Source organism: Rhizobium beringeri (assembly GCF_004306515.1).
Classification (GTDB): Bacteria; Pseudomonadota; Alphaproteobacteria; order Rhizobiales; family Rhizobiaceae; genus Rhizobium; species Rhizobium beringeri.
Window position 1 is genome coordinate 1,408,394 of sequence record NZ_SILG01000001.1, and the last position, 24,409, is coordinate 1,432,802.

The 24,409-nt window shown below is 59.7% G+C and carries 28 protein-coding genes; 27 read left to right on the forward strand and 1 reads right to left on the reverse strand.

From position 1 onward, the window contains the following. Window positions 1-275: 275 nt before the first annotated feature. The 4 genes from rplJ to rpoC all read left to right on the forward strand — a co-directional run bounded on the left by rplJ (window position 276) and on the right by rpoC (window position 10,031). Complete coding sequence (gene rplJ, locus ELH03_RS07200; protein WP_003547522.1) at window positions 276-794, forward strand: 50S ribosomal protein L10; 519 nt, start codon at window positions 276-278, stop codon at window positions 792-794. Between the two features lie 58 nt (window positions 795-852). Then, a complete protein-coding gene (gene rplL / locus ELH03_RS07205) occupies window positions 853-1,230 on the forward strand; it encodes a 50S ribosomal protein L7/L12 (protein WP_003547523.1) in 378 nt (125 codons plus the stop codon). Between the two features lie 263 nt (window positions 1,231-1,493). Continuing rightward, window positions 1,494-5,633, forward strand: coding sequence for a DNA-directed RNA polymerase subunit beta (gene rpoB, locus ELH03_RS07210; protein ID WP_128402188.1), 4,140 nt, complete (start codon window positions 1,494-1,496; stop codon window positions 5,631-5,633). A 189-nt stretch (window positions 5,634-5,822) separates the two neighbouring features. Continuing rightward, a complete protein-coding gene (gene rpoC, locus ELH03_RS07215) occupies window positions 5,823-10,031 on the forward strand; it encodes a DNA-directed RNA polymerase subunit beta' (protein WP_128402187.1) in 4,209 nt (1,402 codons plus the stop codon). 140 nt (window positions 10,032-10,171) lie between these two features. On the opposite strand, the gene ELH03_RS07220 is transcribed toward rpoC, so the two are convergent. Continuing rightward, a complete protein-coding gene (locus ELH03_RS07220; RefSeq protein WP_003547528.1) occupies window positions 10,172-10,465 on the reverse strand; it encodes a hypothetical protein in 294 nt (97 codons plus the stop codon). A 494-nt stretch (window positions 10,466-10,959) separates the two neighbouring features. Here ELH03_RS07220 and rpsL point away from each other — a divergent pair, with 494 nt between their 5' ends. The 23 genes from rpsL (at window position 10,960) to rpsE (ending at window position 24,398) form a co-directional block, all read left to right on the forward strand. After that, a complete protein-coding gene (rpsL, locus tag ELH03_RS07225) occupies window positions 10,960-11,331 on the forward strand; it encodes a 30S ribosomal protein S12 (RefSeq protein ID WP_003547537.1) in 372 nt (123 codons plus the stop codon). A gap of 77 nt (window positions 11,332-11,408) precedes the next feature. Next, entirely contained in the window at window positions 11,409-11,879 is a 471-nt protein-coding gene (gene rpsG / locus ELH03_RS07230; RefSeq protein WP_003547538.1) for a 30S ribosomal protein S7, read from the forward strand. Between the two features lie 29 nt (window positions 11,880-11,908). Next, on the forward strand, window positions 11,909-14,008 hold the full coding sequence (fusA, locus tag ELH03_RS07235) for an elongation factor G (protein ID WP_018068032.1): 2,100 nt from the start codon (window positions 11,909-11,911) through the stop codon (window positions 14,006-14,008). 68 nt (window positions 14,009-14,076) lie between these two features. Then, window positions 14,077-15,252 (forward strand): elongation factor Tu, encoded by a 1,176-nt coding sequence (tuf, locus tag ELH03_RS07240; RefSeq protein ID WP_027685040.1) that lies wholly within the window; start codon window positions 14,077-14,079, stop codon window positions 15,250-15,252. Between the two features lie 153 nt (window positions 15,253-15,405). Next, the gene (gene rpsJ, locus ELH03_RS07245) at window positions 15,406-15,714 is read left to right on the forward strand and encodes a 30S ribosomal protein S10 (RefSeq protein WP_003547547.1); all 309 of its coding nucleotides are present in this window, start codon (window positions 15,406-15,408) and stop codon (window positions 15,712-15,714) included. Window positions 15,715-15,753: 39 nt separating this feature from the next. Next, window positions 15,754-16,395 carry a 50S ribosomal protein L3 gene (gene rplC, locus ELH03_RS07250; protein WP_003558542.1) on the forward strand — a complete coding sequence of 214 codons (642 nt, stop codon included), beginning with the start codon at window positions 15,754-15,756 and terminating at the stop codon, window positions 16,393-16,395. Window positions 16,396-16,408: 13 nt separating this feature from the next. Beyond that, entirely contained in the window at window positions 16,409-17,029 is a 621-nt protein-coding gene (gene rplD, locus ELH03_RS07255) for a 50S ribosomal protein L4 (protein WP_003547549.1), read from the forward strand. Continuing rightward, entirely contained in the window at window positions 17,026-17,319 is a 294-nt protein-coding gene (locus ELH03_RS07260; protein WP_003547550.1) for a 50S ribosomal protein L23, read from the forward strand. Before rplD ends, ELH03_RS07260 begins: the two co-directional genes overlap by 4 nt. Window positions 17,320-17,330: 11 nt before the next feature. Further along, window positions 17,331-18,167: a 50S ribosomal protein L2 gene (gene rplB, locus ELH03_RS07265; RefSeq protein WP_018241641.1), complete on the forward strand. Its 837-nt coding sequence runs from the start codon at window positions 17,331-17,333 to the stop codon at window positions 18,165-18,167. Window positions 18,168-18,182: 15 nt separating this feature from the next. Next, window positions 18,183-18,461 carry a 30S ribosomal protein S19 gene (gene rpsS / locus ELH03_RS07270; protein ID WP_003547552.1) on the forward strand — a complete coding sequence of 93 codons (279 nt, stop codon included), beginning with the start codon at window positions 18,183-18,185 and terminating at the stop codon, window positions 18,459-18,461. Window positions 18,462-18,463: 2 nt separating this feature from the next. Further along, entirely contained in the window at window positions 18,464-18,853 is a 390-nt protein-coding gene (gene rplV / locus ELH03_RS07275; protein WP_003547553.1) for a 50S ribosomal protein L22, read from the forward strand. Beyond that, window positions 18,853-19,584, forward strand: coding sequence for a 30S ribosomal protein S3 (rpsC, locus tag ELH03_RS07280; RefSeq protein ID WP_003547554.1), 732 nt, complete (start codon window positions 18,853-18,855; stop codon window positions 19,582-19,584). Before rplV ends, rpsC begins: the two co-directional genes overlap by 1 nt. A gap of 36 nt (window positions 19,585-19,620) precedes the next feature. Continuing rightward, window positions 19,621-20,034 (forward strand): 50S ribosomal protein L16, encoded by a 414-nt coding sequence (gene rplP / locus ELH03_RS07285; protein WP_003573792.1) that lies wholly within the window; start codon window positions 19,621-19,623, stop codon window positions 20,032-20,034. Window positions 20,035-20,046: 12 nt separating this feature from the next. Then, on the forward strand, window positions 20,047-20,247 hold the full coding sequence (gene rpmC / locus ELH03_RS07290) for a 50S ribosomal protein L29 (protein WP_018241642.1): 201 nt from the start codon (window positions 20,047-20,049) through the stop codon (window positions 20,245-20,247). Between the two features lie 12 nt (window positions 20,248-20,259). Further along, a complete protein-coding gene (rpsQ, locus tag ELH03_RS07295) occupies window positions 20,260-20,499 on the forward strand; it encodes a 30S ribosomal protein S17 (RefSeq protein ID WP_128405220.1) in 240 nt (79 codons plus the stop codon). A 259-nt stretch (window positions 20,500-20,758) separates the two neighbouring features. Beyond that, window positions 20,759-21,127, forward strand: a complete 369-nt coding sequence (rplN, locus tag ELH03_RS07300) for a 50S ribosomal protein L14 (RefSeq protein ID WP_003573790.1) — start codon at window positions 20,759-20,761, stop codon at window positions 21,125-21,127. Between the two features lie 11 nt (window positions 21,128-21,138). Next, window positions 21,139-21,447, forward strand: coding sequence for a 50S ribosomal protein L24 (gene rplX / locus ELH03_RS07305; RefSeq protein WP_003547559.1), 309 nt, complete (start codon window positions 21,139-21,141; stop codon window positions 21,445-21,447). Then, complete coding sequence (gene rplE, locus ELH03_RS07310; protein ID WP_018067987.1) at window positions 21,440-21,997, forward strand: 50S ribosomal protein L5; 558 nt, start codon at window positions 21,440-21,442, stop codon at window positions 21,995-21,997. The genes rplX and rplE overlap by 8 nt, the downstream gene beginning before the upstream one ends. Window positions 21,998-22,029: 32 nt before the next feature. After that, window positions 22,030-22,335 (forward strand): 30S ribosomal protein S14, encoded by a 306-nt coding sequence (gene rpsN / locus ELH03_RS07315; RefSeq protein WP_003547561.1) that lies wholly within the window; start codon window positions 22,030-22,032, stop codon window positions 22,333-22,335. A gap of 12 nt (window positions 22,336-22,347) precedes the next feature. Beyond that, a complete protein-coding gene (gene rpsH, locus ELH03_RS07320) occupies window positions 22,348-22,746 on the forward strand; it encodes a 30S ribosomal protein S8 (RefSeq protein ID WP_130766211.1) in 399 nt (132 codons plus the stop codon). A gap of 42 nt (window positions 22,747-22,788) precedes the next feature. Further along, the gene (gene rplF / locus ELH03_RS07325) at window positions 22,789-23,322 is read left to right on the forward strand and encodes a 50S ribosomal protein L6 (protein ID WP_017963907.1); all 534 of its coding nucleotides are present in this window, start codon (window positions 22,789-22,791) and stop codon (window positions 23,320-23,322) included. A gap of 12 nt (window positions 23,323-23,334) precedes the next feature. Continuing rightward, a complete protein-coding gene (gene rplR / locus ELH03_RS07330) occupies window positions 23,335-23,697 on the forward strand; it encodes a 50S ribosomal protein L18 (RefSeq protein ID WP_128405221.1) in 363 nt (120 codons plus the stop codon). Between the two features lie 131 nt (window positions 23,698-23,828). After that, the gene (rpsE, locus tag ELH03_RS07335) at window positions 23,829-24,398 is read left to right on the forward strand and encodes a 30S ribosomal protein S5 (protein WP_017963908.1); all 570 of its coding nucleotides are present in this window, start codon (window positions 23,829-23,831) and stop codon (window positions 24,396-24,398) included. Window positions 24,399-24,409: the final 11 nt, after the last annotated feature.

Consider the following 24,409-nt stretch of genomic DNA (forward strand, 5'->3'; position numbering starts at 1 on the left):
GGAATATTCCGGAGAAATCCGGAATCCTGTCCGAGATTGCAGGTGGTTTTCCCTTAATCACTTTGCCTGCATGAGACGGGTAAGACCCGAATTGCATGAAGTTCGCTTCTAGGAACTCGGTTCGAGCCTTGGATGCCTTGTGCCTCTTTAGCCTTGATTGGCGCGAGAGCGCGGGGGGACAGGATCCTCAAGCGTCGCTTGGGATCTCGCATGATCCCAGGAGGCAAAAGGCAACCGGCGGGCCCGTTTTTGGTCCCGCCAACTGGAGATAGGCAGTGGAAAGAGCGGAAAAACGCGAATTCGTCACGGAACTGAACGAAGTCTTCAAGGCTTCGGGCTCAGTTGTCGTGGCCCACTATGCTGGTGCTACAGTCGCGCAAATGAACGATTTTCGTTCGAAGATGCGCGCAGCTGGCGGCACCGTCAAAGTCGCGAAGAACCGCCTGGCCAAGATCGCCCTTCAGGGTACGGAAGCGGAAGGGATGTCCAATCTCTTCAAGGGTCAGACGCTGATTGCATACAGCACCGATCCGATCACCGCTCCGAAAGTCGTCATGGATTTCGCCAAGACCAATGACAAGATCATTGTTCTGGGCGGCGCCATGGGAACAACCACGCTCAACGCCGATGCAGTCAAGTCGCTTGCGACCCTGCCTTCGCTCGATGAGTTGCGTGCGAAGCTGCTGGGCATGATCCAGACACCGGCTACCCGCATCGCTGGGGTTGTTGCAGCACCGGCAAGCCAGCTTGCCCGCGTGTTTGCGGCCTACGCCAAGAAGGACGAAGCCGCGTAAGGCGGTTTTTCGCTGTTTATAATCAACCGGTTCGAACCGAACAAAAGGAACTAGTAAAATGGCTGATCTCGCAAAGATCGTTGACGACCTCTCCTCGCTGACCGTTCTGGAAGCTGCAGAACTGTCGAAGCTTCTTGAAGAAAAGTGGGGCGTTTCCGCTGCTGCTCCGGTAGCTGTTGCTGCCGCTGCCGGTGGTGCCGCTGCTGCTGTCGTTGAAGAAGAAAAGACCGAATTCGACGTCATCCTCGTCGAAGCTGGTGCCAACAAGATCAACGTCATCAAGGAAGTCCGCGCCATCACTGGTCTCGGCCTCAAGGAAGCCAAGGATCTCGTTGAAGCCGCTCCGAAGGCTGTCAAGGAAGGCGTCAACAAGGCTGAAGCCGCTGACATCAAGAAGAAGCTTGAAGACGCTGGCGCCAAGGCCGACGTCAAGTAATCTTAAACTGCTTTTGGGAGGCAGTATTTCTACTGCCTCCCATTTGCCGTTTTTCTGAACGAATTACCCAAAAGCCGCGTCGAAACGGCTTTTGGGTAATGGGTTCTTCAAAAGGATGGTCTCGCACCGAGGGCAGCACAGCAATCCGAGCTGAGCGTTTTCTGGAGTCGGACGAGATTGAACTACTCATTGATTGACGGGATCGACTGGCCATCGGTTCCCGTCCGTTGCAGGCCCGGGTGCAAGATTTTGAAGGAGCGACGATGGCTCAGACCCTTTCGTTCAACGGTCGCAGGCGCGTACGCAAGTTTTTTGGTAAGATCCCCGAAGTCGCAGAAATGCCGAACCTCATCGAGGTTCAGAAGGCGTCCTACGACCAGTTTCTAATGGTTGAAGAGCCGAAGGGCGGCCGACCCGACGAAGGTCTTCAGGCCGTTTTCAAGTCGGTTTTCCCGATCACCGATTTCTCCGGCGCATCGATGCTGGAATTCGTGTCCTACGAGTTCGAACCGCCGAAGTTCGACGTTGACGAATGCCGTCAGCGCGACCTGACCTATGCCGCGCCGCTGAAGGTGACGCTGCGCCTCATCGTGTTCGATATCGACGAGGATACCGGCGCGAAGTCGATCAAGGACATCAAGGAACAGTCCGTTTACATGGGCGACATGCCGCTCATGACCAACAACGGCACGTTCATTGTCAACGGCACCGAGCGCGTGATCGTCTCCCAGATGCACCGTTCGCCGGGCGTCTTCTTCGACCATGACAAGGGCAAGAGCCATTCTTCCGGCAAGCTGCTCTTTGCTGCGCGCGTCATCCCCTATCGCGGTTCCTGGCTCGATATCGAATTTGACGCCAAGGACATCGTCTACGCCCGTATCGACCGCCGCCGCAAGATCCCTGTGACGTCGCTGCTGATGGCGCTCGGCATGGACGGCGAGGAAATCCTCGACACCTTCTACACGAAGTCGCTCTACAAGCGCGACGGCGAAGGCTGGCGCATTCCCTTCAAGCCGGAAACGCTGAAGGGTGCCAAAGCGATCACCGAGATGGTCGACGCCGATACCGGCGAAGTCGTCGTCGAAGCCGGCAAGAAGCTGACTCCGCGCCTGCTGCGCCAGCTTTCCGACAAGGGCCTGAAGGCACTCAAGGCCGCCGACGACGATCTTTACGGCAATTACCTTGCCGGCGACATCGTCAACTACTCGACGGGTGAGATCTACCTCGAGGCCGGCGACGAAATCGACGAGAAGACGCTTGGCATCATCCTGGCGAACGGTTTCGACGAGATCCCGGTTCTCGGCATCGATCACATCAATGTCGGCGCCTATATCCGCAACACGCTGACAGCCGACAAGAACGAGAACCGTCAGGACGCTCTGTTCGACATCTACCGTGTCATGCGTCCGGGTGAGCCGCCGACCATGGAATCGGCCGAAGCCATGTTCAACTCGCTGTTCTTCGATGCGGAGCGTTACGACCTCTCCGCCGTCGGCCGCGTCAAGATGAACATGCGCCTCGACCTGACCGTCGAAGACACCGTCCGCATCCTGCGCAAGGACGACATTCTGGCCGTGGTCAGGATGCTGGTCGAATTGCGCGATGGCAAGGGCGAGATCGACGACATCGACAACCTCGGCAACCGCCGCGTCCGTTCGGTCGGCGAGCTGATGGAAAACCAGTACCGTCTCGGCCTGCTGCGCATGGAGCGCGCGATCAAGGAACGCATGTCCTCGATCGAGATCGACACGGTCATGCCGCAGGACCTGATCAACGCCAAGCCGGCCGCCGCTGCCGTTCGCGAATTCTTCGGTTCCTCGCAGCTCTCGCAGTTCATGGACCAGGTCAACCCGCTCTCGGAAATCACCCACAAGCGCCGTCTTTCGGCTCTTGGCCCGGGCGGTCTGACCCGTGAGCGCGCCGGCTTCGAAGTCCGCGACGTGCATCCGACCCACTATGGCCGCATCTGCCCGATTGAAACGCCGGAAGGCCCGAACATCGGTCTCATCAACTCGCTTGCGACCTTTGCCCGCGTCAACAAGTACGGCTTCATCGAAAGCCCGTACCGCCGCATCGTCGACGGCAAGGTGACGAACGACGTGCTCTACCTCTCCGCCATGGAAGAGGCGAAGTACTACGTCGCCCAGGCCAACGCCGAGATGAACGCTGACGGTTCCTTCGTCGACGAATTCGTCGTCTGCCGTCATGCCGGTGAAGTTATGCTCGCCCCGCGCGACAGCATGAACCTGATGGACGTCTCGCCGAAGCAGGTCGTTTCGGTCGCAGCCGCTCTCATCCCGTTCCTGGAAAACGACGACGCCAACCGCGCGCTCATGGGCTCGAACATGCAGCGTCAGGCAGTGCCGCTGCTGCGTGCCGAAGCTCCGTTCGTCGGTACCGGCATGGAGCCGGTCGTCGCCCGTGACTCCGGCGCCGCCATCGGCGCCCGTCGCGGCGGCGTGGTTGACCAGGTCGACGCGACGCGTATCGTTATCCGCGCCACGGAAGACCTCGAAGCCGGCAAATCCGGCGTCGATATCTACCGCCTGCAGAAGTTCCAGCGTTCGAACCAGAACACCTGCGTCAACCAGCGCCCGCTGGTCACCGTCGGTGACGAGGTCAACCGCGGCGACATCCTCGCCGACGGCCCGTCGACCGATCTCGGCGACCTGGCGCTCGGCCGCAACGCGCTCGTCGCGTTCATGCCTTGGAACGGCTACAACTACGAAGACTCGATCCTGCTCTCCGAGCGTATCGTTGCCGACGACGTGTTCACCTCCATCCACATCGAGGAATTCGAAGTGATGGCGCGCGACACCAAGCTTGGTCCTGAGGAAATCACCCGCGATATTCCGAACGTTTCGGAAGAAGCGCTGAAGAACCTCGACGAAGCCGGCATCGTCTATATCGGCGCCGAAGTTCAGCCGGGCGATATCCTCGTCGGCAAGATCACACCGAAGGGCGAAAGCCCGATGACGCCGGAAGAAAAGCTTCTGCGCGCCATCTTCGGCGAAAAGGCCTCCGACGTGCGTGATACCTCGATGCGCATGCCGCCCGGCACCTATGGCACGATCGTCGAAGTTCGCGTCTTCAACCGCCACGGCGTTGAAAAGGACGAGCGCGCAATGGCGATCGAGCGCGAGGAAATCGAGCGTCTGGCAAAGGACCGTGACGACGAGCAGGCGATCCTCGACCGTAACGTCTACGGCCGTCTGATCGAGATGCTGCGCGGCCAGGCTTCTATTGCCGGTCCGAAGGGCTTCAAGAAGGGCAGTGAGCTTTCGAACGCCGTCGTCTCCGAATACCCCCGCTCGCAGTGGTGGATGTTCGCGGTCGAAGATGAAAAGGTCCAGAGCGAGCTCGAAGCGCTCCGCGGTCAGTACGACGAATCCAAGTCGCGCCTTGAACAGCGCTTCATGGACAAGGTCGAAAAGGTCCAGCGCGGCGATGAAATGCCTCCTGGCGTCATGAAGATGGTCAAGGTCTTCGTCGCCGTAAAGCGCAAGATCCAGCCGGGCGACAAGATGGCCGGCCGTCACGGGAACAAGGGCGTCGTCTCGCGCATTGTGCCGGTGGAAGACATGCCGTTCCTCGAAGACGGCACGCATGTCGACGTCGTTCTGAACCCGCTCGGCGTGCCTTCGCGCATGAACGTCGGTCAGATCCTCGAAACGCATCTGGGTTGGGCTTGCGCCGGCATGGGTCGCCAGATCGGCGAACTGATCGATGCATACAAGGCCAATGGCAACATTGAGCCGCTGCGCAAGACCATCGGCGATGTCGTCGGTACCGGCCCGAAGGCCGAACAGGTCCATGAGTTCGACGATGACTCGGTTCTGCGTCTCGCCGACCAGTGGAAGCGCGGCGTTTCGATTGCGACGCCTGTTTTCGACGGCGCGAACGAAGCCGACGTCAACGACATGCTGCGTCTGGCGGGTCTCAAGGATAGCGGTCAGTCGACGCTCTATGACGGCCGTACCGGCGAGCAGTTCGACCGCCAGGTGACCGTGGGCTACATCTACATGCTGAAGCTCAACCACTTGGTCGACGATAAGATCCATGCTCGTTCGATCGGTCCTTACTCGCTCGTGACCCAGCAGCCGCTGGGCGGCAAGGCGCAGTTCGGCGGTCAGCGCTTCGGCGAAATGGAAGTCTGGGCGCTCGAAGCATACGGCGCGGCCTACACGCTGCAGGAAATGCTGACGGTGAAGTCGGACGACGTCGCCGGCCGCACCAAGGTCTACGAAGCCATTGTCCGCGGAGACGACACGTTCGAAGCCGGTATTCCGGAAAGCTTCAACGTTCTCGTCAAGGAAATGCGCTCGCTGGGCCTCAGCGTCGAGCTCGAGAACACCAAGCTTGACGAGGCGCAGGCAGCTCAGCTGCCCGACGCGGCCGAGTAAGCACTTGATAGGGCGTGCGCTGCCAATGCGGCGCACGCCGGTCCCGCCGGGCGCCGTATCCGTGTCGGCCCGGAAGGGAAGTTTCGCCGCATCTAGCGGTTATTCTCGTTTAAGCGAGGGAGGCGGCTCCCGGGAATTTGCCGCCGACCATCGCATTTTAAGGGCGTTTAGCCCATGAAGGAGACAGGCATGAACCAAGAGGTCATGAATCTTTTCAATCCGCAGGTGCCTGCACAGAATTTCGATTCTATTCGGATTTCGATCGCGTCTCCGGAGAAGATCCTCTCCTGGTCTTACGGTGAGATCAAGAAGCCGGAAACCATCAACTACCGTACGTTCAAGCCGGAACGCGACGGTCTGTTCTGTGCGCGCATCTTCGGGCCGATCAAGGACTACGAATGCCTGTGCGGCAAGTACAAGCGCATGAAGTACAAGGGCATCATCTGCGAAAAGTGCGGCGTCGAAGTCACGCTGTCGCGCGTTCGCCGTGAGCGCATGGGCCATATCGAGCTCGCCGCTCCCGTTGCCCACATCTGGTTCCTGAAGTCGCTGCCGAGCCGCATTTCGACGCTGCTCGACATGACGCTGAAGGATGTCGAGCGCGTCCTCTACTTCGAAAACTACATCGTCACCGAGCCGGGCCTGACCGCCCTGAAGGAGCACCAGCTCCTCTCGGAAGAAGAGTACATGCTCGCCGTCGACGAATACGGCGAAGACCAGTTCACCGCGATGATCGGCGCCGAGGCGATCTACGAGATGCTGGCCTCGATGAACCTCGAGAAGATCGCTGGCGACCTGCGCGCCGAGCTTGCCGACACTACGTCGGATCTCAAGCAGAAGAAGCTGATGAAGCGCCTGAAGATCGTCGAGAACTTCATGGAGTCGGGCAACCGTCCGGAATGGATGATCATGAAGGTCGTTCCGGTCATCCCGCCGGACTTGCGTCCGCTGGTTCCGCTCGACGGCGGCCGTTTCGCGACGTCGGATCTGAACGATCTCTACCGCCGCGTCATCAACCGTAACAACCGTCTGAAGCGCCTGATCGAGCTTCGTGCGCCTGGCATCATCATCCGCAACGAAAAGCGCATGCTGCAGGAATCCGTTGACGCGCTGTTCGACAACGGCCGTCGCGGCCGAGTCATCACCGGCGCCAACAAGCGTCCGCTGAAGTCGCTCTCCGACATGCTGAAGGGCAAGCAGGGCCGCTTCCGCCAGAACCTGCTCGGCAAGCGCGTCGACTATTCCGGCCGTTCGGTCATCGTCACCGGTCCGGAACTGAAGTTGCATCAGTGCGGCCTGCCGAAGAAGATGGCGCTCGAGCTTTTCAAGCCGTTCATCTATGCCCGCCTCGACGCCAAGGGTTACTCCTCGACCGTCAAGCAGGCCAAGAAGTTGGTCGAAAAGGAAAAGCCTGAGGTCTGGGATATCCTCGACGAGGTCATTCGCGAGCATCCGGTTCTGTTGAACCGCGCACCGACGCTGCACCGCCTGGGCATCCAGGCCTTCGAACCTATCCTGGTCGAAGGCAAGGCGATCCAGCTGCATCCGCTCGTCTGCACGGCCTTCAACGCCGACTTCGACGGTGACCAGATGGCCGTTCACGTGCCGCTGTCGCTCGAAGCCCAGCTCGAAGCCCGCGTGCTGATGATGTCGACCAACAACATCCTGCACCCGGCCAACGGCGCGCCGATCATCGTTCCCTCGCAGGACATGGTTCTCGGCCTCTACTATCTGTCGATCCTCAACCAGAACGAGCCGGGCGAAGGCATGGCCTTCTCCGATCTCGGCGAGCTGCATCACGCTCTCGAAAGCAAGGTCGTGACGCTGCACACCAAGATCCGCGGCCGCTTCAAGTCGGTCGACGAGGATGGCAAGCCTTACTCGAAGATCTATGAGACGACGCCTGGCCGTCTGCTAATCGGTGAACTGTTGCCGAAGAACGGCAAGGTGCCCTTCGATATCTGCAACCAGGAAATGACCAAGAAGAACATCTCGAAGATGATCGACACGGTCTATCGCCATTGCGGCCAGAAGGACACGGTCATTTTCTGCGACCGCATCATGCAGCTCGGCTTCGCCCATGCCTGCCGCGCCGGCATTTCGTTCGGCAAGGACGACATGGTCATTCCGGATGCCAAGGCCAAGATCGTTGCCGACACCGAAAATCTGGTGAAGGAATACGAGCAGCAGTACAATGACGGCCTCATCACCCAGGGCGAGAAGTACAACAAGGTTGTCGACGCCTGGGGCAAGGCGACCGAAAAGGTCGCCGAAGAGATGATGGCGCGCATCAAGGCGGTCGAATTCGATGAGAAGACCGGTCGCCAGAAGCCGATGAACTCGATCTACATGATGAGCCACTCCGGTGCCCGCGGTTCTCCGAACCAGATGCGCCAGCTGGGCGGCATGCGTGGCCTCATGGCCAAGCCGTCGGGCGAAATCATCGAGACCCCGATCATCTCGAACTTCAAGGAAGGCCTGACCGTCAACGAGTACTTCAACTCGACGCACGGCGCCCGTAAGGGTCTGGCAGACACCGCCTTGAAGACCGCCAACTCCGGCTACCTGACCCGCCGTCTCGTCGACGTCGCGCAGGATTGCATCGTCACGCATGTCGATTGCGGAACGCAGACGGGCCTCACCATGACCGCCATCGTCGATGCCGGCCAGGTGGTTGCCTCGATCGGCGCCCGTATCCTCGGCCGCACGGCGCTCGACGACATCGATCATCCGGTCACGGGTGAGCGCATCGTCGATGCCGGCAGGATGATCCTCGAGCCCGACGTCGTCGAAATCGAGAAGGCCGGCATCCAGTCGATCCGCATCCGCTCGGCACTGACCTGCGAAATCCAGACGGGCGTCTGCTCGGTCTGCTACGGCCGCGACCTCGCGCGCGGTACGCCGGTCAATATGGGCGAAGCCGTCGGCGTCATCGCTGCTCAGTCGATCGGCGAGCCGGGCACCCAGCTCACCATGCGTACCTTCCACCTTGGCGGTACGGCAACCGTGGTCGACCAGTCGTTCCTCGAAGCCTCGTACGAAGGTACGGTGCAGATCAAGAACCGCAACATCCTGCGCAACTCCGATGGCAACCTCGTTGCCATGGGCCGCAACATGACCGTTCAGATCTTGGACGAACGTGGTGTCGAGCGGTCGTCGCAGCGGGTGGCATACGGTTCGAAGCTGCATGTCGACGAAGGCGACAAGGTCAAGCGCGGCCAGCGCCTGGCAGAGTGGGACCCCTACACCCGTCCAATGATGACGGAAGTGGCCGGTACCGTTCAGTTTGAAGATCTGGTCGACGGTCTCTCCGTTCTGGAAGCGACCGACGAATCGACCGGCATCACCAAGCGTCAGGTCATCGACTGGCGTTCGACCCCGCGCGGCTCAGACCTCAAGCCAGCGATCGTCATCAAGGATGCCAGCGGCAATATCGCGAAGCTGTCCCGTGGTGGTGACGCCCGCTTCTTTCTCTCGGTCGATGCGATCCTGTCGGTCGAGCCGGGCACGAAGGTCTCCCAGGGTGACGTTCTCGCCCGTTCGCCGCTCGAAAGCGCCAAGACCAAGGACATCACCGGCGGTCTGCCGCGTGTTGCCGAGCTGTTCGAAGCCCGCCGTCCGAAGGACCACGCCATCATCGCAGAGATCGATGGTACGATCCGCCTCGGCCGCGACTACAAGAACAAGCGTCGCGTCATCATCGAGCCGGCGGAAGACGGTGTCGAGCCTGTCGAATACCTGATCCCGAAGGGCAAGCCCTTCCACCTTCAGGAAGGCGACTATATCGAAAAGGGTGACTACATCCTCGACGGTAATCCGGCTCCGCACGACATCCTGGCGATCAAGGGCGTGGAGGCTCTAGCCTCCTACCTCGTCAACGAGATCCAGGAAGTCTACCGCCTGCAGGGCGTCGTCATCAACGACAAGCACATCGAGGTGATTGTCCGTCAGATGCTGCAGAAGGTGGAAATCACCGATGCAGGCGACTCGACCTATATCGTCGGCGACAATGTCGACCGGATCGAGCTCGAAGACGTCAACGATCACCTGATCGAGCAGGGCAAGAAGCCAGCCTACGGCGATCCGGTTCTTCTCGGTATCACCAAGGCGTCGCTGCAGACCCCGTCCTTCATCTCGGCCGCGTCCTTCCAGGAAACGACCAAGGTGCTGACGGAAGCTGCAATCGCCGGCAAGACCGACGGCCTGCAGGGTCTGAAGGAAAATGTCATCGTCGGTCGCCTCATCCCGGCCGGTACTGGCGGCACCATGACCCAGATCCGCCGCATCGCTACGTCGCGCGACGAGATGATCCTCGAAGAGCGCCGCAAGGGCTCCGGCGCAGCCGTTGCCACGCCGATGCTGCAGGACATGGCCGAAAAGGCTCCGGCTGCGGAATAATCCGCGGCTGAAGTCGACGAATTGAAAAACCGCCCGGAGCGATCCGGGCGGTTTTTGTTTTATCTGTTCTGATTGGTCTGGCGGGGAGGGAGGCGCTGCTTCCGTTTAGGCTGCCTTGACAGCGTCAGCGGCGGCTCCCTTCAGTTGAACCGGATGATCGCGACTTCGCCTTCGACGGCGCCCTGATAGGCAGATGCGTGCGGCTCTTCGGCCGGGACCTCGGTCAGCATGCCGATCTGGTCGAGATCGGCCTCGATGAAGCCTTCCTCGGCGAGGGCGTTCAAGGCTTCGCGTACGGCGGTGTCGTCGTCAGGCGCCTTCAGCATGATATGCAGGTCGATGCCTTCGCTGGCGTCGGACTCGTAGCCCTTGCCGATGATGATGAAGATCATCGGGCCGTCGAAATTATTGTCGTTATCAGGTGTCGTGATCATCGCCTGTCCTTCGGCTCTTTGACGATTCGGTCGCTCGAATCCTGCTGTGAGGGCCGAACGCCGCAATTGCTGATTCCTTAACTGCTTTTGCTGCAATGCCCAAGTTTTTATCTTGGTGCATAGCCGTGAATTCGTCTAGAAGGATGAAACAGGGCGTTCGGTCGCCATATCAAGGCGATACGGCGAGTTTATTTCTTAACCGGCCTTGACGAGACGGGTGGAAACCAGTAGTACCCCGGCCATCAGATCCCATGTGAGGCTTGGCTGTTCGGGGCGACGCGCCCTGAAGTTCACCTCAAACAAGGTTCTAAACGCACGTTGAAGTCATGATGCTGCACGCACGACGCATATTTTTGCGTCCTCTGCTCCTTGTGGTCCATCTGCGGAAGCGGATCGGGCCATATTTTGCGCATTGACGGAAAGTGCGTCACTGCCGGAGACGGCGCGAGTTCAAGCCCGCAAGGGTACTGAGATAAAACGTAAGGGATGGTTGAATGCCTACCGTAAACCAGCTGATCCGCAAGCCTCGCCAGGCGAACGTAAAGCGTAACAAGGTTCCCGCACTCCAGGAGAACCCGCAGAAGCGCGGCGTTTGCACGCGCGTCTACACGACGACGCCGAAGAAGCCGAACTCGGCTCTGCGTAAGGTCGCAAAGATCCGCCTGACCAACGGCTTCGAAGTCATTGGTTACATCCCCGGCGAAGGTCACAACCTTCAGGAACACTCTGTCGTCATGATCCGTGGCGGCCGCGTTAAGGACCTTCCGGGTGTCCGTTATCACATCATCCGCGGCGTTCTCGATACCCAGGGTGTCAAGAACCGCAAGCAGCGCCGCTCCAAGTACGGTGCGAAGCGTCCGAAGTAATTCGGTTTTTGAATAATCCGGCGCTGCGCGAGGTCCTCCGCGTCATGAAGCGCCTTAACGGTTGAAGAGACAAAACTATGTCCAGACGTCATAAAGCAGAAAAGCGCGAGATCAATCCGGACCCGAAGTTCGGCGATCTCGTCGTCACCAAGTTCATGAATGCCATCATGCTCGACGGCAAGAAGTCCGTCGCTGAAAACATCGTCTACGGTGCGTTCGACGTTGTCCACGGCAAGTCCAAGCAGGAGCCGCTCACGGTTTTCCATTCGGCGCTTGAGAACATTGCCCCGCACGTTGAAGTTCGCTCGCGTCGTGTCGGTGGTGCGACCTATCAGGTCCCCGTCGATGTTCGTCCGGAGCGCCGCCAGGCTCTTGCTATTCGCTGGCTGATCGCTGCTGCCCGCAAGCGCAATGAAACGACTATGGTTGACCGCCTTTCCGGCGAACTGCTCGATGCGTCCAACAACCGCGGCTCCGCCGTCAAGAAGCGCGAAGACACGCACAAGATGGCTGACGCCAACCGCGCGTTCTCGCACTATCGCTGGTAATTCCGAACGGTATCGAAAGGCAGTCCACAATGGCTCGCGAATATAAGATCGAAGACTACCGTAATTTCGGTATCATGGCGCATATCGACGCCGGCAAGACCACGACCACCGAGCGTATTCTTTATTACACCGGCAAGTCGCACAAGATCGGCGAAGTCCACGACGGCGCAGCCACCATGGACTGGATGGAGCAGGAGCAGGAGCGTGGCATCACGATCACCTCTGCTGCCACCACGACCTATTGGAAGGGCCGTGACGGCAAAATGCGCCGCTTCAACATCATCGACACTCCAGGCCACGTCGACTTCACCATTGAAGTCGAGCGTTCGCTGCGCGTTCTTGACGGCGCCATCGCGCTGCTCGACGCCAACGCCGGTGTTGAGCCGCAGACGGAGACCGTCTGGCGCCAGGCCGAAAAGTACAATGTCCCGCGGATGATCTTCTGCAACAAGATGGACAAGACCGGTGCGGACTTCTACCGCTCCGTCGAGATGATCAAGACCCGTCTCGGTGCAACGGCTGTCGTCATGCAGCTGCCGATCGGTGCAGAAACCGAATTCAAGGGCGTCATCGACCTGGTCGAGATGAACGCACTCATCTGGCGCGACGAGTCGCTCGGCGCCCAGTGGGATGTCGTCGAGATCCCCGAGGACATGAAGGCCAAGGCTGAAGAATATCGCGAAAAGCTGATCGAGACGGTCGTCGACATCGACGAAGCCGCCACCGAAGCTTACCTCGAAGGCATTCTGCCCGATAACGATCAGATCCGTGCGCTGGTTCGCCGCGGCACGATCGACGTCAAGTTCCACCCGATGTTCTGCGGCACTGCCTTCAAGAACAAGGGCGTGCAGCCGCTGCTCGACGCCGTTGTTGACTACTTGCCGTCGCCGATGGACATCCCGGCGATCAAGGGCATCGACTTCAAGACGGAAGCCGAAATCGAGCGTCATGCCGACGACAGCGAGCCGCTTTCCATGCTCGCCTTCAAGATCATGAACGACCCCTTCGTCGGTTCGCTGACCTTCGCCCGCATCTACTCTGGCAAGCTCGAAAAGGGTGCGTCGGTCATCAACACGGTCAAGGATAAGCGCGAGCGCGTCGGCCGTATGCTGCAGATGCACTCCAACTCGCGTGAAGACATCGAAGAAGCCTTCGCAGGCGACATCGTCGCTCTCGCCGGCCTCAAGGAAACCACGACGGGCGACACGCTCTGCGATCCGCTGAAGCCGGTTATCCTCGAGCGCATGGAATTCCCGGAGCCGGTCATCCAGATCGCCATCGAGCCGAAGACCAAGGGCGACCAGGAAAAGATGGGCCTCGCGCTCAACCGCCTGGCTGCTGAAGATCCGTCCTTCCGCGTCAAGACCGACCAGGAATCCGGCCAGACCATCATCGCCGGCATGGGCGAACTGCATCTCGACATCATCGTCGACCGCATGCGTCGTGAATTCAAGGTCGAAGCAACTGTCGGCGCGCCGCAGGTTGCCTACCGCGAAACCATCACCCGGACGCATGAAGAAGACTACACGCACAAGAAGCAGTCCGGTGGTACCGGCCAGTTCGCGCGCGTCAAGATCGTCTTCGAACCGAACCCGGAAGGCGACGAATTCAAGTTCGAATCGAAGATCGTCGGCGGTTCCGTACCGAAGGAATACATCCCCGGCGTCCAGAAGGGCATCGAAAGCGTTCTGTCTTCGGGTCCGCTCGCAGGCTTCCCGATGCTCGGCGTCAAGGCGACCCTCATCGATGGCGCCTTCCACGACGTCGACTCCTCGGTTCTCGCCTTCGAAATCGCATCGCGTGCCTGCTTCCGTGAAGCAGCCAAGAAGGCCGGCGCTCAGCTGCTCGAGCCGATGATGAAGGTCGAAGTCGTCACCCCGGAAGATTATGTCGGCGACGTTATCGGCGACCTGAACTCCCGTCGCGGTCAGATCCAGGGCCAGGAAAGCCGCGGTATCGCCGTCGTCATCAACGCGAACGTCCCGCTCGCGAACATGTTCAAGTACGTCGACAACCTGCGCTCCATGTCCCAGGGCCGCGCCCAGTACACGATGACCTTCGATCACTATTCGCCGGTCCCGTCGAACGTCGCAACTGAAATCCAGGCAAAGTATTCCGGTCAGAAGTGACCGGAATACCAATTGACCGATAACAAGAATTAGATCCCTTCGGGGACTAGCAAAATGGAGACCCGAAAATGGGAAAGAGTAAGTTTGAGCGCAACAAGCCGCACGTCAACATTGGCACGATTGGCCACGTTGACCACGGCAAGACGTCTCTGACGGCAGCGATCACGAAGTACTTCGGTGAGTACAAGGCGTACGATCAGATCGACGCGGCTCCGGAAGAAAAGGCCCGTGGCATCACCATCTCGACGGCGCACGTTGAGTATGAGACGCCGGCCCGCCACTACGCGCACGTTGACTGCCCCGGCCACGCCGACTACGTCAAGAACATGATCACCGGTGCTGCCCAGATGGACGGCGCGATCCTGGTGTGCTCGGCCGCTGACGGCCCGATGCCGCAGACGCGCGAACACATCCTGCTGGCCCGCCAGGTCGGCGTTCCGGCGATCGTGGTGTTCCTGAACAAGGTCGACCAGGTTGACGACGCCGAGCTTCTCGAACTGGTCGAGCTCGAAGTTCGCGAACTGCTGTCGTCCTACGACTTTCCGGGCGACGACATTCCGATCATCAAGGGTTCGGCGCTTGCTGCTCTCGAAGATTCGGACAAGAAGATCGGCGAGGATTCTATCCGCGAGCTGATGGCTGCTGTCGACGCCTATATCCCGACGCCTGAGCGTCCGATCAACCTGCCGTTCCTGCTGCCGATCGAAGACGTGTTCTCGATCTCGGGCCGCGGCACGGTTGTGACCGGCCGCGTCGAGCGTGGCATTGTCAAGGTTGGCGAAGAAGTCGAGATCGTCGGCATCCGTCCGACGACGAAGACGACGGTGACCGGCGTTGAAATGTTCCGCAAGCTGCTCGATCAGGGCCAGGCTGGCGACAACATCGGTGCGCTGATCCGCGGCGTCACCCGTGACGGCGTTGAGCGTGGCCAGATTCTGTGCAAGCCGGGTTCGGTCAAGCCGCACAAGAAGTTCATGGCTGAAGCCTACATCCTGACGAAGGAAGAGGGTGGCCGTCATACGCCGTTCTTCACCAACTACCGTCCGCAGTTCTACTTCCGCACGACCGACGTGACGGGCATTGTGACGCTGCCGGAAGGCACGGAGATGGTTATGCCGGGCGACAACGTCACGGTATCGGTCGAGCTGATCGTTCCGATCGCGATGGAAGAAAAGCTGCGTTTCGCCATCCGCGAAGGCGGCCGCACCGTCGGCGCCGGTATCGTCGCGAGCATCGTCGAGTAATTAGCGGCTGGGCCACAGGCCCAAGGAAAGGATAGGGACATCGATCTCGGTGTCCCTCTCGATCTTTGAAACCGGTGGCCCGCTAACGTAACTGAAGGTAAGTCGTGTCCCTGAATGGTGACACGCGGATAACAGACACAAGGATAAAGTCGAATGAACGGCCAGAATATCCGCATCCGCCTGAAGGCGTTCGATCACCGGATTCTCGACGCCTCCACGCGTGAGATCGTATCGACGGCTAAGCGCACCGGTGCAAGCGTCCGGGGCCCCGTTCCGCTTCCGACCCGCATCGAGAAGTTTACGGTCAACCGGTCCCCGCATATCGACAAGAAGAGCCGCGAACAGTTCGAGATGCGCACGCATAAGCGCCTTCTCGATATCGTTGACCCGACCCCGCAGACGGTAGACGCGCTGATGAAGCTCGATCTCGCCGCCGGTGTCGATGTTGAGATCAAGCTCTGAGACCTCGGGTCTTCGGGCTGAGTGAGAAGGATTGAACCGATGCGTTCAGGTGTGATTGCACAGAAGGTGGGAATGACCCGCGTCTATAACGACGCCGGCGAGCATGTCCCGGTAACGGTACTGCGCATGGAGGCCGTCCAGGTCGTTGCCACGCGCACTGTCGAAAAGAATGGCTATACCGCAGTTCAGCTCGGTGCCGGCCAGGCGAAGGTAAAAAACACGTCGAAGGCGATGCGCGGCAACTTTGCCATTGCCAACGTCGAGCCGAAGGCCAAGGTCACGGAATTCCGCGTTTCGGAAGACAACCTGCTGGAGATCGGCACGGAGATCAAGGCGGGCCACTTCGCAGCTGGCCAGCTGGTCGACGTGACGGGCACGACGATCGGTAAAGGTTTTGCCGGCGCCATGAAGCGCCACGGTTTCGGCGGTCTGCGTGCCACGCACGGTGTGTCGGTTTCGCACCGCTCGCACGGTTCGACCGGCTCGCGCCAGGATCCGGGCAAGGTTTTCAAGAACAAGAAGATGGCTGGTCACATGGGCCAGACGCGCGTCACGACGCAGAACCTGGAAGTGGTTTCGACCGACGAAGATCGTGGTCTGATCCTGATCAAGGGTGCTGTTCCTGGTTCCAAGGGTGCTTGGATCATCGTGCGCGACGCCGTCAAGTCGGCCGCGAAGTAAGGGAGCCAGATCAATGGAATTCAACGTCAAGACCCTCGAGGGAAAAGACGCCGGGAAGGTTTCCCTTTCGGACGCGATTTTCGGCCTCGAGCCCCGTGAAGACATTCTCGCCCGCGTCATCCGCTGGCAGCTTGCCAAGAAGCAGCAGGGGACGCACAAGGCTAAGGGCCGCGCTGAAGTTTCGCGCACCGGTGCCAAGATGTACAAGCAGAAGGGTACGGGCCGCGCCCGCCACCATTCGGCTCGCGCTCCGCAGTTCCGCGGCGGCGGCAAGGCTCACGGCCCGGTCGTCCGCAGCCACGAGCACGATCTTCCGAAGAAGGTTCGTGCACTTGGCCTTCGCCACGCCCTTTCGGCCAAGATCAAGGCCGATGACGTCATCGTCATCGACAACCTGGTTGCCGCTGAAGCCAAGACCAAGTCGCTCGCGTCCGTTTTCGAGACGCTCGGCCTGACCAACGCCCTCTTCATCGGCGGCGCAGAGCTTGATGGCAACTTCAAGCTTGCAGCTCAGAACATCCCGAACATCGATGTTCTGCCGATCCAGGGCATCAACGTTTACGACATCGTGCGCCGCGGCAAGCTCGTGCTTTCCAAGGCTGCGGTTGAAGCGCTAGAGGAGCGATTCAAGTGACCGATCTTCGCCACTACGATGTGATCGTCTCTCCGGCGATCACCGAAAAGTCCACGCTGGTATCCGAAAACAACCAGGTTGTTTTCAATGTCGCCAAGCAGGCGACGAAGCCGGAAATCAAGGCTGCGGTCGAGGCGCTGTTTGGCGTCAAGGTTACGGCTGTCAACACTCTGCTGCGCAAAGGCAAGACCAAGCGGTTCCGCGGTTTCGTCGGCAAGCAGAAGGACGTGAAGAAGGCTGTTGTGACGCTGGCTGAAGGCCAGACGATCGACGTCTCCACCGGTCTCTGAGGTATAAGAAAATGGCATTGAAAACATTCAATCCGATCACCCCGAGCCAGCGCCAGCTGGTCATCGTCGACCGCTCGGCCCTCTACAAGGGCAAGCCGGTCAAGGCGCTGACGGAAGGTCTGACCAAGAGCGGCGGTCGTAACAACCTCGGTCGCATCACCGCCCGCTTCATCGGCGGCGGTCACAAGCGCACCTATCGTCTGATCGACTTCAAGCGTCGCAAGTTCGACATCGAAGGCACGGTCGAGCGTATCGAATACGATCCGAACCGCACGGCTTTCATCGCGCTGGTGAACTATGCTGACGGCGAAAAGGCTTATATCCTCGCTCCTCAGCGCCTCGCTGCCGGTGACAAGGTTATCGCTTCCGAGAAGGCTGTCGACGTCAAGCCCGGCAACACCATGCCGCTGCAGTTCATCCCGGTCGGCTCCATCATCCACAATGTGGAAATGAAGCCGGGCAAGGGTGGTCAGATCGCTCGCTCCGCCGGTGGCTACGCACAGCTCGTCGGCCGCGACCAGGGGATGGCGATCCTTCGCCTGAACTCCGGTGAACAGCGTCTCGTTCATGGCTCCTGCCTTGCTTCGATCGGCGCCGTCTCCAACCCTGACCACGCCAACATCAACGACGGCAAGGCAGGTCGTACCGTTTGGCGCGGCAAGCGTCCGCATAACCGCGGTGTTGTCATGAACCCGGTCGACCATCCGCACGGCGGTGGTGAAGGCCGCACCTCCGGTGGTCGCCATCCGGTGACACCGTGGGGCAAGCCGACCAAGGGCAAGCGCACCCGGTCGAACAAGTCGACCGACAAGATGATCATGCGCTCGCGTCATCAGCGTAAGAAGTAAGAGAGGAAGTCTCCAATGGCTCGTTCAGTATGGAAAGGTCCGTTCGTTGACGGCTATCTTCTCAAGAAGGCTGAGAAGGTTCGTGAAGGCGGTCGCAGTGAAGTGATCAAGATCTGGAGCCGTCGCTCCACGATCCTGCCGCAGTTCGTCGGTCTTACCTTCGGCGTCTACAACGGCAGCAAGCATATCCCGGTCAGCGTCAATGAAGACATGGTCGGCCACAAATTCGGTGAGTTCTCTCCGACCCGCACCTACTACGGTCACGGCGCGGACAAGAAGGCGAAGAGGAAGTAACAATGGGCAAGGCAAAAGCCGAACGCCGGCTGAAGGACAACGAGGCGCAAGCAGTCGCCCGCACGCTCCGCGTCAGCCCCCAGAAGCTCAACCTGGTTGCTGCGGCTATCCGTGGCAAGAAGGTTGAGCGTGCACTCGCTGAGCTGGAGTTCTCCCGCAAGCGCATCGCAGGCGCCGTCAAGAAGACGCTCGAATCTGCGATCGCCAACGCCGAGAACAACCACGATCTCGACGTCGACTCGCTGGTTGTCGCCGAGGCCTATGTGGGCAAGTCGATCGTCATGAAGCGTTTCCACGCTCGTGGCCGCGGTCGTGCGTCGCGCATTGAAAAGCCCTTCGCGCACCTGACGATCGTCGTTCGTGAAGTGCAGGCAGCAGAGGAGGCCGCATAATGGGTCAGAAAATCAATCCAATCGGTTTCCGCCTCGGCATCAACCGTACCTGGGATAGCCGCTGGTTTGCGGACAATGCCGAGTACGGCCAGCTGCTGCACGAAGACCTGAAGATGCGCAAGTTCGTCATGAGCGAACTGAAGCAGGCCGGGATCTCCAAGGTGGTCATCGAGCGTCCGCACAAGAAGTGCCGCGTCACGATCCACTCGGCACGTCCGGGCCTGATCATCGGCCGCAAGGGCGCAGACATCGACAAGCTTCGCAAGAAGCTGTCGGAGATGACGAATTCGGAAACGCACCTCAACATCGTCGAAGTGCGTAAGCCCGAAGTCGATGCGACGCTGGTCGCTCAGTCGATCGCCCAGCAGCTCGAGCGTCGCGTGGCTTTCCGCCGCGCCATGAAGCGTGCCGTTCAGTCGGCGATGCGTCTTGGCGCCGAAGGCATCAAGATCACCTGCGCCGGCCGTCTCGGCGGCGCTGAAATCGCCCGTACGGAATGGTACCGCGAAGGTCGTGTGCCGTTGCACACGCTGCGCGCCGACATCGACTACGGTACGGCTGAAGCAGAAACCGCATTCGGCATCTGCGGCATCAAGGTCTGGATCTTCAAGGGCGAAATCCTTGAGCATGATCCGATGGCTTCCGAGCGCCGTGCGATGGAAGGTGACGCCCAGGGTCCGGCAAGCCGTGATCGTGACCGCGACAGAGACCGTCGCCGCGACAACGCTTGATAGCGCGCGTGGCAGAGAAGTTCGGAGAATAAGAAAATGTTGCAGCCAAAGCGTACCAAGTACCGCAAGCAGTTCAAGGGCCGCATCAAGGGCGTCGCCAAGGGCGGTTCTGACCTGGCATTCGGCGAATTCGGCCTGAAGGCACAGGAACCCAACCGCGTCAACGCGCGCGAGATCGAAGCGGCCCGCCGCGCGATCACGCGTTATATGAAGCGCGCCGGCCGTGTATGGATCCGCGTGTTCCCGGACGTTCCGGTAACCGCAAAGCCGACCGAAGTCCGTATGGGTAAGGGTAAGGGCTCCGTTGAATACTGGGCATGCAAGGTCAAGCCCGGCCGTATGATGTTCGAGATCGACGGTGTCAGCGAAGAAATCGCCCGTGAGGCGCTTCGCCTCGGCTCTGCCAAGCTCTCGGTCAAGACGCGCTTCGTTCAGCGCATTGCAGAGTAAGGGATTGAGCTCATGAAAGCCTCAGACGTTCGCGCGTTCAGCGCTGACCAACTCAAGGACGAGCTTGCCAAGCTGAAGAAGGAGCAGTTCAACCTGCGCTTTCAGAAGGCAACCGGCCAGCTCGAAAAGTCCTCGCGCATCAACGAAGTCCGCAAGGACATCGCCCGCGTGAAAACCATTGCCCGCCAGAAGGCGGCAGAAGTTAAGGCCTAAAGGAAGAAAAATATGCCGAAGCGCATCCTGCAGGGCGTCGTCGTTGGCGACAAGAACGAGAAGACGGTAGTGGTTCGTGTCGAGCGTCGTTTCGCTCACCCGCTGCTCCAGAAGACCGTTCGTCGTTCCAAGAAGTACAAGGCCCACGACGAGAACAACCAGTACAAGATCGGCGATACCGTATCCATCGAGGAATGCGCGCCGATCTCCAAGGACAAGCGCTGGACGGTGATTTCCGCCCAGAGCAAGTAACAGAATTTTGCGCGAGGCCTTGCGTCTCGCCGAAATATCTGTATGAAGCAGCGTCAGAACGCTCGAATGCCGGGCGTTCTTTTGCTTTGAGCGCACGGAAGGTCCCGTTCGGGAAACCACCCTGGCACGATCGATCCCGCGCTATTCAGCTATTGCCGCGTCTGTGCTGTCGTCATGGCAGCTCGGCCGGCGAAAATTTTCATAAGCCGGAGTAGGGGGCTAGCCCAACCATTCCGGTAAACCAAGAAGGCGACCTGATATGATTCAGATGCAAACAAACCTCGACGTCGCGGATAATTCCGGCGCACGTCGTGTCATGTGCATCAAGGTGCTGGGCGGCTCGAAGCGCAAGTATGCCTCGATCGGCGACGTCATCGTCGTTTCGATCAAGGAAGCGATCCCGCGCGGCCGTGTGAAGAAGGGTGACGTGATGAAGGCGGTTGTTGTTCGCACCGCCAAGGACATCCGTCGTCCGGATGGCTCCGTCATCCGCTTCGACACCAACGCAGCAGTCCTCATCGACAACAAGAAAGAGCCGATCGGCACCCGTATCTTCGGACCGGTTCCGCGCGAACTTCGCGCCAAGAACCACATGAAGATCATCTCGCTGGCTCCCGAAGTACTGTAAGGAGCGAAGCGATGCAGAAGATTCGTAAGGGCGACAAGGTCGTCATGCTCGCTGGCAAGGACAAGGGCCGTACCGGCGAAGTTGTCCAGGTCATGCCGAAGGAAGATCGTGCCGTTGTTCGTGGCGTCAACGTCGTCAAGCGCCACCAGCGCCAGACGCAGACCCAGGAAGCCGGCATCATCAACAAGGAAGCCCCGGTTCACCTGTCCAACGTTGCAATCATCGACAAGGACGGCAAGCCGACCCGCGTCGGTTTCAAGGTTGTTGACGGCAAGAAGGTCCGTGTGGCCAAGCGTTCTGGAGAAGTGATCGATGGCTGAGGCAAAATATGAGCCGCGGCTCAAGAAGGAATATGTCGAGCGCATCCGCAAGGCGATGCAGGAGCAGTTCTCCTACGCCAACGAGATGATGATCCCGAAGCTCGACAAGATCGTGATCAACATGGGTGTCGGCGAAGCAACCGCTGACTCGAAGAAGCCGACGGTAGCTGCCGCCGACCTCGCAGCGATCGCCGGCCAGAAGCCGGTCATCACCCGCGCACGTAACTCTATCGCAGGCTTCAAGGTCCGCGAACAGATGCCGATCGGCGCGAAGGTCACCCTGCGCGGCGCCCGCATGTACGAGTTCATGGACCGTCTCGTGAATATCGCGCTCCCGCGCGTTCGCGACTTCCGCGGCCTGAACCCGAAGAGCTTTGACGGCCGTGGCAACTTCGCCATGGGCATCAAGGAGCACATTGTGTTCCCTGAGATCAACTACGATAAGGTTGATCAGATGTGGGGCATGGACATCATCGTTTGCACGACGGCGACGACCGACGACGAAGCACGGGCTCTTCTGAAAGAGTTCAGCTTCCCGTTCCGTCAATAACCGTAACGACGAGCGTAGAAAAGGAACCTGACATGGCGAAGACAAGCGCAGTTGAAAAGAACAAGCGCCGCCGTACTACGGTCGCCAACCAGGCCGCTAAGCGGGCTGGTTTGAAGGCGATCATCATGAACCAGGCTCTTCCGATCGAAGAGCGGTTCAAGGCCTCGATCAAGCTGGCATCCCTGCCGCGTGATGGATCGAAGACCCGCATTCGCAACCGTTGCGAAGTTTCGGGGCGTCCGCGCGCATATTACCGCAAACTGCGCATGTCGCGTATTGCGCTGCGTGAACTCGGCAATCTCGGCAAGGTGCCGGGTATCGTCAAGTCGAGCTGGTAAGGAGCAGGTTACATGACAATGACTGATCCGTTGGGCGATATGCTCACTCGCATCCGTAACGGCGCTTCCCGCCGCAAGTCGTCGATCTCGACGCCTGCTTCGAAGCTCCGTGCACGTGTTCTCGATGTTCTGCAGTCCGAAGGCTACATCCGTGGCTATTCCGTTGTCGATTTCGGCAATGGCAAGTCGGAACTCAGCATCGAGCTGAAATATTATGAAGGCGCATCGGTGATCCGTGAGATCGGCCGTGTGTCCAAGCCGGGCCGCCGGGTTTATGTCTCGGTCAAGTCCATTCCGCAGGTCGCGAACGGTCTCGGCATCACCATCCTTTCGACTCCGAAGGGTGTGATGGCCGATCACCAGGCTCGCGAACAGAACGTTGGTGGCGAGGTTCTTTGCTCGGTCTTCTAAGATCGGGCAGGGATCTCCATAGCGAACAGACAGGATTGAAACATGTCTCGTATCGGTAAAAAGCCCGTTCAGGTGCCTGCTGGGATCACGGCTACGGTCGATGGCCAGAAGGTGACTGCAAAGGGCCCGAAGGGCGAGCTGTTTTTCGTTGCTAACGACGAAATCAGCCTCAAGCTTGAAAATAACGCCGTCGTCGTGACGCCGGTGAACCAGACCAAGGATGCGCGCGCAAAGTGGGGCATGTCCCGCACGATGATCGAAGGCATCTTCAAGGGCGTCAAGGACGGTTTCGAGCGCAAGCTTGAAATCAACGGCGTTGGTTACCGTGCCGCCATGCAGGGCAAGAACCTGCAGCTGGCCCTCGGTTTCAGCCACGACGTGATCTACGAGCCGCCGGTCGGTATCTCGATCGTTGTTCCGAAGCCGACGGAAATCGTCGTCAGCGGCATCAACAAGCAGCAGGTCGGTCAGGTTGCCGCCGAAATCCGCGAATATCGCGGTCCCGAGCCTTACAAGGGCAAGGGCGTCAAGTACGCTGACGAGCGGATCGTCCGCAAAGAAGGCAAGAAGAAGTAAGGATCACGCGAAATGGCTAGCAGGAAAGAAGCACTTGCACGTCGTGCCAACCGCGTGCGCCGTCATCTCAAGTCGGTGGCCAATGGCCGTCCGCGCCTGTCGGTTCATCGCTCCTCGAAGAACATCTACGCCCAGGTCATCGATGACGTGGCCGGCAAGACGCTTGCGTCTGCCTCCACCCTCGAGAAGGATCTGCGCGGTTCTCTGAAGACCGGTGCCGATACCGCCGCCGCTACCATTGTAGGCAAGCTCCTCGCAGAGCGCGCCTCCAAGGCCGGTGTTACGGAAGTCGTGTTCGACCGTGGCGCCTTCATCTATCACGGCCGCATCAAGGCTCTCGCCGAAGCGGCCCGCGAAGGCGGTCTCACCTTCTGATCAGTTTCCGGCCGGACGCCTCAAGCGCCGGCCGGATTTTCGCCGGACCGCAGGCACTCTCCGAAAGGGGAGGCTGATGCGGTCCACATTTGTTTGCCGATTGCACCCGGAAAAGAAAAAGGAAGAGGACAATGGCACAGGAAAGAAGGCCGCAGCGGGACGACCGCCAGAGCCGTGAAGAGCGCGATAGCGAATTCGTCGACAAGCTTGTCGCGATCAACCGCGTCGCCAAGGTCGTCAAGGGCGGCCGTCGTTTCGGTTTCGCAGCACTCGTCGTCGTCGGCGACCAGAAGGGCCGCGTCGGCTTCGGCCATGGCAAGGCACGTGAAGTGCCGGAAGCTATCCGCAAGGCAACCGAAGCCGCCAAGCGCGAGCTGATCTTCGTACCGCTGCGTGACGGCCGTACGCTGCATCACGACGTTCATGGCCGCCATGGCGCCGGCAAGGTTCTGCTGCGCTCGGCCAAGGTCGGTACCGGCATCATCGCCGGCGGTCCGATGCGCGCCGTATTCGAAACACTCGGCATGCACGACGTCGTCGCCAAGTCGACCGGTTCGTCGAACCCCTACAACATGGTTCGCGCCACCTTCGACGCTCTGAAGCACCAGGTTCACCCGAAGGACATCGCAGCTCAGCGCGGCATCAAGTATGCAACGCTGCAGGCTCGTCGTGGCGCCTCCGGCAACGCCTCTGAAGAATAAGAGGAGTTTGA

Bases quoted from the DNA above. Each gene is read 5' to 3' on its own strand.
- rpsG (WP_003547538.1), top strand. From the start codon at position 11,409: ATGTCCAGACGTCATAAAGCAGAAAAGCGCGAGATCAATCCGGACCCG.
- rplL (WP_003547523.1), top strand. From the start codon at position 853: ATGGCTGATCTCGCAAAGATCGTTGACGACCTCTCCTCGCTGACCGTT.
- tuf (WP_027685040.1), top strand. From the start codon at position 14,077: ATGGGAAAGAGTAAGTTTGAGCGCAACAAGCCGCACGTCAACATTGGC.
- rplC (WP_003558542.1), top strand. From the start codon at position 15,754: ATGCGTTCAGGTGTGATTGCACAGAAGGTGGGAATGACCCGCGTCTAT.
- rplB (WP_018241641.1), top strand. From the start codon at position 17,331: ATGGCATTGAAAACATTCAATCCGATCACCCCGAGCCAGCGCCAGCTG.
- rpoC (WP_128402187.1), top strand. From the start codon at position 5,823: ATGAACCAAGAGGTCATGAATCTTTTCAATCCGCAGGTGCCTGCACAG.
- rpsH (WP_130766211.1), top strand. From the start codon at position 22,348: ATGACAATGACTGATCCGTTGGGCGATATGCTCACTCGCATCCGTAAC.
- fusA (WP_018068032.1), top strand. From the start codon at position 11,909: ATGGCTCGCGAATATAAGATCGAAGACTACCGTAATTTCGGTATCATG.
- rpsS (WP_003547552.1), top strand. From the start codon at position 18,183: ATGGCTCGTTCAGTATGGAAAGGTCCGTTCGTTGACGGCTATCTTCTC.
- rpmC (WP_018241642.1), top strand. From the start codon at position 20,047: ATGAAAGCCTCAGACGTTCGCGCGTTCAGCGCTGACCAACTCAAGGAC.
- rpsQ (WP_128405220.1), top strand. From the start codon at position 20,260: ATGCCGAAGCGCATCCTGCAGGGCGTCGTCGTTGGCGACAAGAACGAG.
- rpoB (WP_128402188.1), top strand. From the start codon at position 1,494: ATGGCTCAGACCCTTTCGTTCAACGGTCGCAGGCGCGTACGCAAGTTT.
- rplD (WP_003547549.1), top strand. From the start codon at position 16,409: ATGGAATTCAACGTCAAGACCCTCGAGGGAAAAGACGCCGGGAAGGTT.
- rpsC (WP_003547554.1), top strand. From the start codon at position 18,853: ATGGGTCAGAAAATCAATCCAATCGGTTTCCGCCTCGGCATCAACCGT.
- rpsN (WP_003547561.1), top strand. From the start codon at position 22,030: ATGGCGAAGACAAGCGCAGTTGAAAAGAACAAGCGCCGCCGTACTACG.
- ELH03_RS07220 (WP_003547528.1), bottom strand. From the start codon at position 10,465: ATGATCACGACACCTGATAACGACAATAATTTCGACGGCCCGATGATC.
- rplR (WP_128405221.1), top strand. From the start codon at position 23,335: ATGGCTAGCAGGAAAGAAGCACTTGCACGTCGTGCCAACCGCGTGCGC.
- rplV (WP_003547553.1), top strand. From the start codon at position 18,464: ATGGGCAAGGCAAAAGCCGAACGCCGGCTGAAGGACAACGAGGCGCAA.
- rplN (WP_003573790.1), top strand. From the start codon at position 20,759: ATGATTCAGATGCAAACAAACCTCGACGTCGCGGATAATTCCGGCGCA.
- rplX (WP_003547559.1), top strand. From the start codon at position 21,139: ATGCAGAAGATTCGTAAGGGCGACAAGGTCGTCATGCTCGCTGGCAAG.
- rpsJ (WP_003547547.1), top strand. From the start codon at position 15,406: ATGAACGGCCAGAATATCCGCATCCGCCTGAAGGCGTTCGATCACCGG.
- rplE (WP_018067987.1), top strand. From the start codon at position 21,440: ATGGCTGAGGCAAAATATGAGCCGCGGCTCAAGAAGGAATATGTCGAG.
- rplF (WP_017963907.1), top strand. From the start codon at position 22,789: ATGTCTCGTATCGGTAAAAAGCCCGTTCAGGTGCCTGCTGGGATCACG.
- rplP (WP_003573792.1), top strand. From the start codon at position 19,621: ATGTTGCAGCCAAAGCGTACCAAGTACCGCAAGCAGTTCAAGGGCCGC.
- rpsE (WP_017963908.1), top strand. From the start codon at position 23,829: ATGGCACAGGAAAGAAGGCCGCAGCGGGACGACCGCCAGAGCCGTGAA.
- rpsL (WP_003547537.1), top strand. From the start codon at position 10,960: ATGCCTACCGTAAACCAGCTGATCCGCAAGCCTCGCCAGGCGAACGTA.